General features: G+C 48.0%; 11 protein-coding genes and 1 pseudogene. 7 read left to right on the top strand and 5 right to left on the bottom strand.

Features of this window, described 5'->3' with window-relative positions:
- Window positions 1-384 (bottom strand): annotated as a pseudogene (locus tag R7Q38_RS15885) (chromosome partitioning protein ParA); the annotation flags it as partial.
- 13 nt (window positions 385-397) lie between these two features.
- Complete coding sequence (locus tag R7Q38_RS15880) at window positions 398-1,750, bottom strand: serine/threonine-protein kinase (RefSeq protein WP_138939184.1); 1,353 nt, start codon at window positions 1,748-1,750, stop codon at window positions 398-400.
- A 219-nt stretch (window positions 1,751-1,969) separates the two neighbouring features.
- Here R7Q38_RS15880 and R7Q38_RS15875 point away from each other — a divergent pair, with 219 nt between their 5' ends.
- From R7Q38_RS15875 to R7Q38_RS15860, 4 genes are all read left to right on the top strand, one after another.
- Complete coding sequence (locus R7Q38_RS15875) at window positions 1,970-2,977, top strand: substrate-binding domain-containing protein (protein ID WP_017636149.1); 1,008 nt, start codon at window positions 1,970-1,972, stop codon at window positions 2,975-2,977.
- Window positions 2,978-3,032: 55 nt separating this feature from the next.
- Window positions 3,033-3,968: a LysR family transcriptional regulator gene (locus R7Q38_RS15870; RefSeq protein ID WP_005379132.1), complete on the top strand. Its 936-nt coding sequence runs from the start codon at window positions 3,033-3,035 to the stop codon at window positions 3,966-3,968.
- Between the two features lie 269 nt (window positions 3,969-4,237).
- Window positions 4,238-4,642: an SMR family transporter gene (locus tag R7Q38_RS15865; RefSeq protein ID WP_005379135.1), complete on the top strand. Its 405-nt coding sequence runs from the start codon at window positions 4,238-4,240 to the stop codon at window positions 4,640-4,642.
- A complete protein-coding gene (locus R7Q38_RS15860) occupies window positions 4,639-4,968 on the top strand; it encodes an SMR family transporter (RefSeq protein ID WP_005478614.1) in 330 nt (109 codons plus the stop codon). The genes R7Q38_RS15865 and R7Q38_RS15860 overlap by 4 nt, the downstream gene beginning before the upstream one ends.
- A gap of 1,428 nt (window positions 4,969-6,396) precedes the next feature.
- Here R7Q38_RS15860 and edd read toward each other — a convergent pair.
- Window positions 6,397-8,193, bottom strand: coding sequence for a phosphogluconate dehydratase (gene edd, locus R7Q38_RS15855; RefSeq protein WP_213877225.1), 1,797 nt, complete (start codon window positions 8,191-8,193; stop codon window positions 6,397-6,399).
- The gene (locus R7Q38_RS15850; RefSeq protein WP_005467756.1) at window positions 8,193-8,717 is read right to left on the bottom strand and encodes a gluconokinase; all 525 of its coding nucleotides are present in this window, start codon (window positions 8,715-8,717) and stop codon (window positions 8,193-8,195) included. The genes edd and R7Q38_RS15850 overlap by 1 nt, the downstream gene beginning before the upstream one ends.
- 153 nt (window positions 8,718-8,870) lie before the next feature.
- Here R7Q38_RS15850 and R7Q38_RS15845 point away from each other — a divergent pair, with 153 nt between their 5' ends.
- Together R7Q38_RS15845 and R7Q38_RS15840 are read left to right on the top strand one after the other, a co-directional pair.
- Window positions 8,871-10,247, top strand: coding sequence for a GntP family permease (locus tag R7Q38_RS15845; protein ID WP_012841240.1), 1,377 nt, complete (start codon window positions 8,871-8,873; stop codon window positions 10,245-10,247).
- 9 nt (window positions 10,248-10,256) lie between these two features.
- Entirely contained in the window at window positions 10,257-10,868 is a 612-nt protein-coding gene (locus R7Q38_RS15840; RefSeq protein WP_025624148.1) for a bifunctional 4-hydroxy-2-oxoglutarate aldolase/2-dehydro-3-deoxy-phosphogluconate aldolase, read from the top strand.
- Window positions 10,869-10,973: 105 nt separating this feature from the next.
- Here the strand turns inward: R7Q38_RS15840 and xapA are convergent, their stop codons facing one another.
- Window positions 10,974-11,798 carry a xanthosine phosphorylase gene (gene xapA / locus R7Q38_RS15835; RefSeq protein WP_064368884.1) on the bottom strand — a complete coding sequence of 275 codons (825 nt, stop codon included), beginning with the start codon at window positions 11,796-11,798 and terminating at the stop codon, window positions 10,974-10,976.
- 121 nt (window positions 11,799-11,919) lie between these two features.
- Here xapA and R7Q38_RS15830 point away from each other — a divergent pair, with 121 nt between their 5' ends.
- Complete coding sequence (locus R7Q38_RS15830) at window positions 11,920-12,825, top strand: LysR family transcriptional regulator (protein ID WP_025622053.1); 906 nt, start codon at window positions 11,920-11,922, stop codon at window positions 12,823-12,825.
- The last annotated feature ends 80 nt before the right edge of the window (window positions 12,826-12,905 follow it).

Here is a 12,905-nt window from a genome sequence, read left to right as displayed (position 1 = left end):
GACAATTTCCTCACGATTCTCAGGCGTGCTGTCGAGAGAAAGCAGCAGACGCGTCATATTGATGCTGCGGCTAGGTTTGGTTGTCGCCATCGTCGGCGTCAGCACTTCTTGGCTTGATAAGGTCGTCAGCAGATAACCTTTATCATCGTTACCAAGGAAGAAGCTAATTACATCACCGGGTTGGTAATGAAATGCTCCTTGCTGAGTGACGCCAGTGATATTGGAACTGGTTTTGTAATACAGGCCAGTCACTGGGGCGTCGATAAAGTAGCCTTGCTTCAAGGTTGAAGCTGGTGGTTGTGAAGTGGCAGCTGAAACGTCTGCTGCCAACGTGGACGTAGCCGTCAATGCAGACAGCCAAAATACCACTGAACGTGTATACATCTTGTTTTAAGCCTTATTGGTTGGTGCTGTCCTTAGACGCACAATTTGGCTGACAACTCATTGGTGTAGTTAGGTGCTTCTCTGGCACCGGTGTCATCATCGCCAACAACATTTTTTGTTTTATATGTTTGGGGATATCTGGGTTAGAGAGTATCCGCCTTCGTGTTAACTCCATCATGGAGTTCACTGAGAGATGTTCGACATTTTGCCCCTTCGCGTGGAAGATGAGGCGAGTCATTTCGTACATCATATCTTCTGCAATCTTCTTCTCTTGTTGCAGCTGGATATTCTTTTGCATCATGGCGCTGCCAAATAACACACCAGAGAGCACAATGATGCCTGACAATACCGAAGCAAGGGGACGTCGCTGTACCAAGCGAAAGGCGCTATACAATGGCCAGTTTTTTTTCTGCTCGATTGGACGGCGTTCGATAATTCGTTCGATATCAATGCGCAATGCTCTAACATCGGTATATCGCATTTGAGTGGCAGGACGCGTTGCGCGTCTTATCACCCAGTAAACATCAGACCAAATTGTTGGTGATGGAAACATCAAAGCGAGAATTTTGCCCAAGGAGTACACGTCGCTTTGCTCTGTTAGAACCAGTCCTGCTTGCTGCTCTGGGCTGGCAAAATTTTGGCTAAACGCAATCAGCGCTGAGGGTGAGTCTTCTCGGTTGGAGTGCGCTTTTTGAGTCAAGTTGAAGTCAAGCAGCTTGGGACGCTTGCTACGATCAATCAGTATATTTTCTGGTTTTAGATCGGCATGCAAAACCTGGTGTTGGTGGGCGTGCTCCATCGCCTGACAGATCTGCTTAAACAGCAGCAGCTTCTCCGTTTTTTCTAGCTTATTTTCAGATAGGTACTCATCCAAAGTTTGACCAAACACCCGCTCCATCACGATGTAAACCGAATCTTGATGGAGACCGCCGTCAAACACTTTCGCGATGTAAGGATGGTTTAGACGCGCGAGAAGTTGAGCTTCGTCGAAGAGTGCGCGTTGCCCTAACACATTGCTCAAATTGCTTTGAATAAACTTGATAGCCAGATCTTGCTCGAACGTTTCATCTGCACGTAGAGCTGCGTATACGACACCCATGCCACCACGCCCCAACTCATGAGTTAGGCGGTACTTACTGATGATTTCTCCGCTTAGATCGACGTCTTGGTTCGTTGCCTGATGAGCACCAAAATAAAGTAACTGCGTTAGTTGTTCTTCCGGTGTCTCGTTGGCTAAAAGAGGAACGAGTTGTCGATACAGCTCAGGTTGACTTCGTTGCAATGCTTGGAGGTATTGCTGCTTTTGGGAGTCGTCCAGATCAAGCAGGTGGTAGTAAATCTGGGTTTCGCTAGAGCCTAACTGCACTGTGACTAATGTCTTATTCTTTTAGGTACGGCATTTTATAAGAACTTTGATATAAATGTCATTTATTTATTCGGTTTTGATTCACAATCCATGAAACGCAATTTGATGGCTAATGGAGTAATAACGTCATGATTTTGCGAATTATTTTCACTGAGCTTGTCGGCAGAGAGTCTATTCGTCATAATGTTACTTGTAACATTACTGATAAATCACATATTTATGGCTCAACAGAATAAGAAAACTCGTACGACATTGCAGGATGTCGCAGACCAGGTTGGCGTCACGAAGATGACCGTTTCACGCTATATGCGTAACCCTGAATCGGTGGCAGAAAAGACTCGGGCCAAGATTGCGACTGCGATTGAAGAGATGGGTTACATCGAAAACCGTGCACCGGCGATGTTGTCAAAGTCCTCCAGTAAAGCCATTGGTATTTTACTGCCGTCTTTGTCCAACCAAATTTTTGCTTCCTTTGTTCAGGGTATAGAGATGGTGACCAAAGCCAATGGCTATGAGACGCTTTTAGCGCATTTTAGCTACGATGAGCTTGAAGAAGAGCGCAAGATCGCGTCATTACTCTCTTATCAAGTCGATGGGCTTATTCTAACTGAAAGCCATCACACGCCGCGTACATTACAGATGATCAAAAATGCGGGCATTCCGGTGGTCGAAACCATGGAACTGCCATCGGAGCCGATTGATATGGCGGTTGGACTCGATCATGAAGATGCGTCGTACACCGTGGTTAAGCAGATGCTAGATACGGGGAAGCGTACAATCGTCTATTTTGGCGCGCGTCTGGATACGCGAACCAAATTGCGGATGCAAGGTTACGATCGCGCGATGACAGAAGCAGGGCTAGAACCCAAACATGTATTAACTGGTGATCATTCTAGTTTTTCTTTAGCACATGATTTGCTCGAACGCGCACTGGAAACGCACCCAACGCTCGATGGGGTGTTCTGTACCAACGATGACATCGCAATTGGCACCATGCTGAGTGCGCAGCAACGTGGCATTCAAGTTCCACAGCAATTGGCAGTGGCGGGCTATAACGCGCTGGATATCGGTCAAACCATCAGTCCGAAACTGACCAGCGTTGATACGCCGCGTTTCCAAATTGGTGTAAAGAGCGCAGAACTATTAATTGCGCGCCTGAAAGGCGAAACGCAAGAAGAAAAAGTCTTCGATATGGGGTATCAGATCACGTCGGGAGAGAGTGTTTAACTAATTGTTAACTGCTCTTTGTATTCGCTCATCAATGGTATTGGTAGGTTAGGGTATGGCACATCAGCTGGATGCATTGGATCTCAACTTAATGCGTTTATTAAAAGCCGTGGTGGAAAACCGCAGCATCAAGCTGGCCGCAATGCAGCTTGGCATTTCTCAACCGAGCGCCAGCCGCGGCGTGATGAAGTTGAAGCAAGTATTTGATGACCCGCTTTTTGTGCGTAAAGCACATGGGGTAGAGCCATCACCCATGGCGATTCGTCTCGCCGCCGAGTTCGACAATATGGTTGCGCCACTGGAAAAAGTGGTGCAAGAATTTGAAGTGTTCGACCCACTGCAATACCAAGGGCAGATTGCGATTGTAACTGATCCTTATTTGATGGATGAACAAGGGCAGCGACTGCTCACTGGTTGTCATCGAGCCTTTCCCAAAGCGCACTTTGCTTTTTCCAGCTGGAATACTTACTCGCACGATGAAATGTTAGAAGGCGAGCACGATTACTGCATTCTTGACCAAGAGACCGAGCTGTCGAAAGACATTTACATGCGCCCGTTATTCGTTGAAAAACGGGTGATTTTGGCGCGCAAAAATCACCCAACGTTGTCGAAAGTCAGCAATGATTGGGACACGGTGTCCAAACTACCACTTGTCTCTTTGCCTGCGCCCGCGTCATATAAACCGCTTTGTACCGTGGAGTCCGAGTATCGACGCATGGGTTATGAGCCAGTAGTGTTACTGAAGTCCTATAATTTGCGTTTGGCTTGCCAAATGTTGCAAGAAACCGACGCGATTATGTATGCCAGTCAAAGCTCGGCATTGTTGATGCCAGAACTCGCCTCTTACGCAATGCCACCCGTTAATCGTGAGTTCAGTCAGTTTGTTGTCTCTGGCGGTTTCCTTCAAACCAACCGCAACCATCCTTTGCACAGACACCTACATAAAGTGGTGCGACAAACCCTCAATACGCCGCTGATTTTTACGCAGTGACGTCACCTGATGGCATCAGCTGAATGAGAGAGCAGATGCTTTAACCTTATCAATGTTGTGTGATTACATAGACAACTTATTTCTTAAGATATTCAAAAATGAATATCTCAATTACCTGTCTCTTTTTCCTACCCAGCGCTAACCTTATCTCAAATAGTCAGGAGAAGTGGCTCATTTTTATCTTTTTAACTTTTTGAATGTCGATACAGGTACGCGACATTCACCATTCTCCGTTATGCATTTTTTTAATTTCTGATGGAGGATTAATCATGCTAGTTGCACGTCTATTTTTATTGCTCGCCATCGTTGCCGAAGTAGCTGGCACCAGCACTATGTCTCTTATCGGACAAGGGCACGGGTGGTGGGGCTACATCGTAATGTATGTGCTGATCGCAATCTCTTACTACTTTCTTGCGTTTGCCGCGAAGAAAATATCTATCGGTGTGGCATACGCTGTCTGGGAAGGGTTAGGTATCTCGTTGATCACCGTGGTGTCGATCATCGCCTTTGATGCCAACTTAAACCATCAAGAGTTGTTTGGTTTGATGTTAGCCGTTGTTGGCATTGTGTGTGTGACCTTAGGGGAATCACATGGTCAACCTAACGCCAAGAAAAATGCCGATAAACCGGCAAAAGAACGTTCATTTTCTACTAGTACAAGGTGCGAATCATGAGTCAATTTTTTACGATGTCATTTGGATTTGTCGTGATGGCTGCCTTGGTCGATATCATGGCCAATATGGCGCTGACACGCTCAAAAGGTTTTAAATATAAAGGCTGGGGCATTGCGGCGATTGTGTTGGTACTGACAGCATTCACGCTGTTGGCACAAGCGGTGAAAGAGATCGACTTAGCCATTGCTTATGCCTCTTGGGGTGCGATCGGTATCTTGGGTACCGCAGTGGGTGGAGCCTTGCTGTTTAAGCAGAAACTCAAGCCAATCGGCTGGTTTGGTATCTTTGTGGTGATTGCTGCGGTCGTAGTGATGAAGACCGCTTGATGTAATTTAATGAATGCTAGATATCGTCATTCTGAGCAGCAAGAGACGAGCGTGATTCAGAATCTACCAACAAAAAGTGCTGTGGCAGAGGGGATTTTCTCTGGCTTCACAGCTCGTTGATATTAGATTCCTGATCTCGCTTAGGCTCGTCGGAATGACGGATTCATTCGTTTTTTAGAAAGAACTGAGGCCAATCTTAAAGCTCGTCATTCTGAACTGCGAGGGACGAGCGTGATTCAGAATCTACCAACAAAAAGTGCTGTAGCAGAGGGAATTTTCTCTGGCTTCACAGCACGTTGATATTAGATTCCTGATCTCGCCTAGTCTCGTCGGAATGACGGATTCATTCGTTTTTAGAAAGAGCAGTGACCAATCCTAAAGCTCGTCATTCTGAACAGCGAGGGACGAGCGTGATTCAGAATCTACTAACAAAAAAGTGCTGTGGCAGAGGAGTTTTCTCTGACGTCATAGCATGTCGATATTAGATTCCTGATCTCGCTTAGGCTCGTCGGAATGACGGATTCATTCGCTTTTTAGAAAGAACAGAGGCCAATCCTAAAGCTCGTCATTCTGAACTGCGAGGGACGAGTGTGATTCAGAATCTACCAACAAAAAGTGCTGTGGTAGAGGGGTTTTCTCTGGCTTCACAGCACGCTGATATTAAATTCCTGATCTCGCCTAGGCTCGTCGGAATGACGGACTCATCATTTTTAAAAAGAACCGAGGCCAATCTCAAAACTCGTCATTCTGAACAGCGAAGGACGAGCAAGAGTCAGAATCTACCAACAAAAAGTGCTGTGGCAGAGGAGTTTTCTCTGGCTTCACAGCACGTTGATATTAAATTCCTGATCTTGCTTGGGCTCTTCGGAGCGACGGATTCATTCGTTTTTAGAAAGAACTGAGGCCAATTCCAACGCTCGTCATTCTGAACAGCGAGGGACGGGCGTGATTTAGAATCTACCAACAAAAAGTGCTGTGGCAGAAGTGTTTTTTCTGGCTTCACAGCTCGTTGATATTAAATTCCTGATCTTGCTTAGGCTCGTCGGAATGACGGATTCATTCGTTTTTAGAAATAGCGGTGGCCAATCTCAAAGCTCGTCATTCTTAATAGTGAGGGACGAGCGTGATTCAGAATCTACCAACAAAAAGTGCTGTAACAGAGGGGGATTTTCTCTTGCTTCACAGCACGTTGATAGTAGATTCCTAATCTTGCTTAGGCTCGTCGGAATGACGGACTCATTCATTTTTAAAAAGAACCGAGGCCAATCCCAACGCTCGTCATTCTGAACAGCGAGGGACGAGCGTGATTCAGAATCTACCAACAAAAAGTGCTGTGGCAGAGGAGTTTTCTCTGGCTTCACAGCACGTTGATATTAAATTCCTGATCTTGCTTGGGCTCGTCGGAACGACGAGGTCTTTCTTCTCGCCTTAAACAATAAAGCTTGCGCCTTCTTCTGCACTCGATACGTTTTGGCGGATCACGCTAAACAGACCTCGTCCCCAAGTTTGTTGGGTCGATTCGGTATCGAAATGAATCAACTCGCGACCAGTGGTGTCGCTTAAGTTGTTCAGTTCACCCGTTTGGCAATCCAGACGAATCAAATCACCGTTGCGCACCAAACCAATCGCGCCACCACGAATGGCTTCTGGAGAAACGTGAATCGCAGACGGAATTTTACCGGATGCACCAGATAAACGACCGTCCGTCACTAGCGCGACTTTAAAGCCCGCTTTTTGCACGTTCCCTAAAATTGGCATCAGCTTGTGCAGTTCAGGCATGCCGTTTGCCGCTGGGCCGTTGTGTGTGACCACAACGATGCAGTCTTTGTTCAGGTCGCCACGTTTGTACGCGGCCTCCACTTCGTGTTGGCATTGGAATACGATCGCTGGTGCCACAATCACGCGTTGCTCTTCTTTCACCGCAGACACTTTCACCACGGCTTTGCCTAAGTTGCCAGTCAATACGCGAGTGCCGCCAGTATTTTGGAATGTGGCGTCTGGTTTGGCGATCACGTCACCGTCTTGGCTGCCTTGGCACGATGTCCAGGTCAGTTGGCCATCGACAAGGCTCGGTAGCGTCATTTGGTCTTCAAATTCACCAAACACGGGTCTCACATCGCGATGCAAAAGCTCGGATTGGTTCAAGCGGTGCAATAACGCTGGCACGCCCCCCGCGTCTTGGAACGCGTTCATATCGGCTGGGCCGTTCGGGTAAACGCGAGCTAACAAAGGAACCACATCCGACAGATCGCTGATGTCTTGCCAGGTGAGCAAGATGCCAGCAGCACGCGCCACGGCGATCATATGAATGGTGTGATTGGTGCTGCCGCCAGATGCAAGTAGAGCGATGATGCCGTTGACCAAGCTCTTTTCTGTGACCACCTCGGCCAGCGGACGGAAGTGTGCAGAACCCGCCGTCATTGAGGCGATTTTCAGAGCCGAGTGATTGGTTAACGCTTTACGCAGTTGGGTATGGGGATGAATGAATGCTGAACCTGGCAGCATCAAGCCCATGGCTTCGAACACCAACTGGTTGGTATTGGCGGTGCCGTAAAATGTACACGTACCCGCAGAGTGGTAAGCGCGACACTCCATATCCAGCAGAGCGTCTTTGCCGACTTCTCCCGCTGCGTATTTTTGGCGCACGTCGACTTTCTCTTCGTTGCTGATGCCTGTTGCCATCAGACCCGCTGGCACAAACGCCGTTGGTAGGTGTGCGTAAGACAGCGCGCCCATCAGTTGCCCCGGTGCGATTTTGTCACAGATGCCAAGCAGTAATGTGGCATCAAAGACATTGTGACTCAAAGACAACGCCGTTGATTGCGCAATTAAGTCACGCGAAAACAGTGACATATCCATGCCTGCTTGACCTTGAGTCACCCCATCGCACATCGCTGGCACACAACCTGCGACTTGCGCTGTATGGCCGTAGTCCGCCAGCACTTTTTTGATTTGTGCTGGGTAGTCTTGGTACGGCTGGTGGGCGCTCAACATGTCGTTGTAGGCGCTGATCAGCGCGACATTGGCATGAGTAAAATCGAGAATATTTTTCTTTTCAGAAGAGCAAGATGCGGCGACTGCATGAGCTAAGTTACCACAAGATAAACCAACACGGCCTTTGCCAGCTTCGGCTTGCACTTCGGTGCGAGCAAGAAACGCAGCGCGCGCTTCACGGCTGCGCTCGGTCAAACGTTGTGTGACCTCAAGAACAACAGAGTGAGTCATTACGCCACCTCGATCGCTTGCATTTTGATTAGCTCAGCGGCAGAGCGTTCCACCACGTCGCTGATGTCTCCGTCGATACTGACGATCAGAGTTTGAGGCTCGTTGTCTGGGCGCTCTAGCGTCTCGAATTGGCTCTTCACCATGTTTTCTTTCATGAAGTGGCCTTTGCGCATACGCATGCGATTAAGGATCAACTCCATGTCGCCATCAAGGAACAGGAAGGTCACGTTGTCGTTGCCTTCGCGGATCTGATCGCGGTAAATCTTTTTCAGTGCTGAACAGACAATAATGCCGTGTTCGTTTTTGCTTTCTAGGCTGTACGCCGCATCACGAATGCGTTCTAGCCATGGCTTGCGATCATCATCGTTCAGAGGCTGGCCCGATGCCATTTTCTGAATGTTCGCTCGTGGATGAAGATCATCACCATCAATGAATTTACGCCCTAGCTTTTTCGCTAGATGCTCACCAATTGTGCTTTTACCACTAGCACAAACGCCCATAACGATGACACTACTACCAGCCATAACTTATCCTCATAACCAAATTTGCGCGTGATCTCAATTTTTGAATTCACTTTAAAATATGGGTTTATCTTATTCATGTTATCGGTAACATGTTACCGGTAACTGAAATAAATGTGAACCATAACACAAACAATAATTCTTAAAGGTGAACCTATGGAGCAATTAACCCAAGCCCCAGATCCTACGTTCCTACTGACGATTGCAGGCCTTGCCATTGCAGCGTTACTCGTTCTGATCATTAAACTGAAAGTCCATGCTTTTGCTTCCCTTACTATGGTGAGTTTAGGCACAGCAATCGCCACTGGCGTTCCTTCAGAGAAAGTCGTATCGACCATGATGGGCGGCTTCGGCGGCACACTGGCTTCCGTGGCATTGCTGGTTGGTCTTGGTGCGATGATCGGTAAAATTCTTGAAGTGACTGGCGGTGCGAAAGTGCTGGCAGACACTTTGATTGGTCGCTTTGGTAAAGAGCGCGCACCATTTGCTTTGGGCGTCGCTTCATTACTGTTTGGCTTCCCAATCTTCTTCGATGCTGGCCTTGTAGTGATGATGCCTATCATCCTAAGTGTGGCGGCTCGTTTTGGTGGCTCACCAATTAAATACGCGTTGCCTGCAGCTGGTGCTTTTGCGGTTATGCACGCGTTTGTTCCACCACACCCAGGTCCGGTTGCAGCGGCAGAATTCCTTGGCGCAAACATCGGTCTGCTATTGGTGGTGGGTATTTTGGTTGCTATTCCAACTTGGTACCTTGGCGCTTACCTATTTGGTTTGTACGCGGGCAAAAAATTCGATATCCCACTATCTAAAGCCTTCTTTAATGGCGAAGCGATGGTGGATGAGCGCAACGCACCAAAATTTGGCACGGTTATGACCATCCTTGTGCTGCCAGTCCTGCTAATCTGTTTGGATACGGTATTGAACACACTGGCGGTTGCGGGTGTGATTGATGGCAAAACGGCACTGGTTGAGTTCCTACGCATGCTAGGTAAAACCCCAGTTGCGTTGCTGATCACTTTGATTGTCTGTCTGGCTGTGTTTGCCAAAGACTACGGCATGGCAAAACTAGAAAAATTATGTGGTGAGTCATTGGCTCCTATCTGTGGTGTTATCCTAGTAACGGGTGCAGGTGGCATGTTTGGCGGCGTACTGCGTTCAAGTGGTATCGGTGATGCACTGGCTGACGTTCTTACAGATACAGGTATGCCTGTGATTGTGGCGGCGTTTGTTATTTCAACCTGTCTGCGTGTTGCTCAAGGCTCGGCAACGGTAGCGCTCACCACTACGGCAGCTCTTATCGCGCCAGTTGTGGCTGCATCAACAGGTTTGAGTGAACTAGACCTTTGCTTTATCGTAATCGCGATTGCGGGTGGTGCAACGGTACTGTCTCACTTCAATGACTCTGGTTTCTGGTTGGTATCTCGTTTGCTTGAGATGGATGAGAAAACCACATTAAAAACTTGGACGGTAATGGAAACGTTACTTGGCGGTATCGCGTTTATTATCGTCGCAACATTAAGCTTTATTCTTTAGAGGTTCCCCATGACAACACTTGAACAACGATTAAGAGATATCAAAATCGTCCCAGTTATCGCAATCAACGACGTAGCACACGCTCTGCCACTGGCAAAAGTGTTGGTAGAAAACGGTTTACCATGTGCGGAAGTGACATTCCGCACCGAAGCGGCGGCGGAGTCGATTCGCATCATGCGTGAAGCGTACCCAGAATTGTTGATTGGCGCGGGCACCGTTCTGACCACAGAACAAGTGGATATCGCGATCGAAGCGGGCGTGGACTTTATCGTTAGCCCAGGCTTCAACCCAACCACAGTGAAATACTGTCAGCAACGTGGTGTGACTATCGTACCGGGTGTAAACAACCCAAGCTTGGTTGAGCAAGCGATGGAAATGGGTCTGCGTACGTTGAAGTTCTTCCCTGCTGAGCCATCAGGCGGCGTAAACATGCTGAAAGCACTCACGGCGGTTTACCCAGTGGAATTCATGCCAACAGGTGGCGTGAGCCCATCCAACGTGGAAGATTACCTAGCGCTGAAATCGGTTGTAGCTTGTGGCGGTACGTGGATGGTGCCAACCGCAATGATGGACAACGGCGATTGGGAAGGCATTGCTGAATTGGTTCGCGCAGTTAAGTAAAACGCACAAACGGCTCCGAAATACCCCCGAACGTTAGAAAACGTGATACGAAAAAGGGTCATCAAGTTACTTGATGACCCTTTTGCTTTTGGGAATGAAACGGTTTTAGAAGTGATGCTTCATAAAGCGCTTAATAAAGCGAATGAAATCTGCTTCGGCTAGCTTCGCGCACTTCAATGTTTGGGCGTGAGACAATTCTACATCTCCCAAGCCTTCTGCCATGTTGGTGATCGCACATACTGCCAATACGGGTAAGCCGCAATGCGCCGCAGAAATCACTTCTGGCACGACCGACATGCCCACTACGTCACCACCGATGATTTGCATCATGCGGATTTCGGCTGCGGTCTCAAAGTTGGGGCCCGTGTAAGAGACAAACACACCTTCATTCAGGTGAATGCCATTGGCTTTGCCTACTTCAAACGCTTCTGCGCGCAGGTCTTTGTCGTACGCATTGGCGAGGCTGAAGAACCTCGGGCCGTACTCTTCATCATTCGGACCGATCATTGGCGATTCAGGCATGGTGTTGATGTGGTCATGAAATACCACCAGAGAACCGACATCAATACGCTCAGGGCGAAGGGAGCCTGCCGCGTTGGTGACGAGCAGAAACTCACAGCCCAGCTTTTTAAAGGTGCGCACGGGCGTTGTCATGACCTTCATTGAGCCGTGTTCGTAGTAGTGACCGCGACCTTTCATGCACACTACGTCTACGCCGTCCATGGTGCCAATTACCAACTCACCAGAGTGTCCTTGCACGGTGCTAACCGGAAAGCCTTCGAGCTCTTCGTATGGAATGACCACTTTGTCTTGTAGCTCGTCTGCCAATACGCCTAAGCCAGAGCCTAAAATAAACGCCGCTTTAGGTTGGAAGTTTGGTTTGCGTTCGCGAATGGTTTGTAGCGCGTCGATTACTGGATCGTGATTCATGTTAGTCACCTTCTGGTTGTGTGTTGATTCCATTGTGTGACTTTCTGCGCTGGTTATCTTTGCTTTATTCTCTACTATCATCCTTAAAAAGAGGATAATGAAACTCGCTAGGACTCAATGCATGAAGTCAGAACCATTTGAGCGCGTGACGCTGAAGATGCTGCGTTACTTTTACGAGGTCGCACAAACCAAGCATTTCACTAAGGCCGCCGAGAACCTTAATATCACCAATTCGCCGTTGAGCAATCGCATCAAAGAGTTGGAAGAAGTGCTTAACGTCAAACTGTTTGAGCGTGATTCAAGAAACGTCATGCTGACGGAGGCCGGGCGATTGTTGGAGTCCAAATGCCAACTGATTTTTCAGACCTTGGATGTCTCACTCAATCAAGTGCAGCAAGTGGGTTTGAACCAGAGAAATATCTTGCGAGTTGGTGTGGTAAGTAGTGCATTTTGGGGCGGATTTGATCGTTTGTTACAGCGCTTCCATGCTGAGCATAGCACTTATCACGCCGACATTTTTGACCTTAACCCAGAGACGCAAAAGAAGCATCTGAGTGAGAAGAAAATCGACGTGGGCATTGTACGTTTTGCCGATGCACTCAACATTTATCCGTATCAGTCGGTGTCTTTGGGCAAAGATGTGTTTGTGGTGGCGGTGTCGGAGCAACATGAGTTAGCCAGCAAATCTTTGCTGCGGCTCCAAGATTTAAAGGCGTGTGAGTTTGCGTTTATGAGTTTGGCGAATTCTGCCTCGGCAAACTTCATCATCAATGCCTGTCTGCAAGAAGGCTTTTCACCCCATATTGGCAAACAAGTGGTGGAGCCAAGCACTTTGATGGCGTATGTGGCAAACAGCAATACCGTGACGTTGGTGCCGTCGACGTTTTCTCAGCATCATTGGCATGGGATTCGTTTTATCAAGCTGAAAGAGTCACTGCGTGCAGACTTGTGTCTGATTCATGATGGTAAGCAGGAGAGTGCTATTAAAGCCGAGTTTATTCGCACGTTATTGGAAAATGCGAGTTAAGCATGGGATAACAAAAAAAGGTCATCCTAAGATGACCTTTTCAAATGATTCACTGAAATCAGCAATGCGATTAGCGCGTA

Origin of the sequence: Vibrio sp. Vb0598 (assembly GCF_033338935.1) — a bacterium.
Lineage (GTDB): Bacteria > Pseudomonadota > Gammaproteobacteria > Enterobacterales > Vibrionaceae > Vibrio > Vibrio alginolyticus.
Note: the sequence above shows the minus strand (reverse complement) of the source record. Positions and strands in the feature narration are given on the sequence as shown.

Excerpts from the sequence above, each read along its gene's own strand:
- R7Q38_RS15875 (WP_017636149.1), top strand. The coding sequence starts at position 1,970 with ATGGCTCAACAGAATAAGAAAACTCGTACGACATTGCAGGATGTCGCA.
- R7Q38_RS15870 (WP_005379132.1), top strand. The coding sequence starts at position 3,033 with ATGGCACATCAGCTGGATGCATTGGATCTCAACTTAATGCGTTTATTA.
- R7Q38_RS15865 (WP_005379135.1), top strand. The coding sequence starts at position 4,238 with ATGCTAGTTGCACGTCTATTTTTATTGCTCGCCATCGTTGCCGAAGTA.
- R7Q38_RS15860 (WP_005478614.1), top strand. The coding sequence starts at position 4,639 with ATGAGTCAATTTTTTACGATGTCATTTGGATTTGTCGTGATGGCTGCC.
- edd (WP_213877225.1), bottom strand. The coding sequence starts at position 8,193 with ATGACTCACTCTGTTGTTCTTGAGGTCACACAACGTTTGACCGAGCGC.
- R7Q38_RS15850 (WP_005467756.1), bottom strand. The coding sequence starts at position 8,717 with ATGGCTGGTAGTAGTGTCATCGTTATGGGCGTTTGTGCTAGTGGTAAA.
- R7Q38_RS15845 (WP_012841240.1), top strand. The coding sequence starts at position 8,871 with ATGGAGCAATTAACCCAAGCCCCAGATCCTACGTTCCTACTGACGATT.
- R7Q38_RS15840 (WP_025624148.1), top strand. The coding sequence starts at position 10,257 with ATGACAACACTTGAACAACGATTAAGAGATATCAAAATCGTCCCAGTT.
- xapA (WP_064368884.1), bottom strand. The coding sequence starts at position 11,798 with ATGAATCACGATCCAGTAATCGACGCGCTACAAACCATTCGCGAACGC.
- R7Q38_RS15830 (WP_025622053.1), top strand. The coding sequence starts at position 11,920 with ATGAAGTCAGAACCATTTGAGCGCGTGACGCTGAAGATGCTGCGTTAC.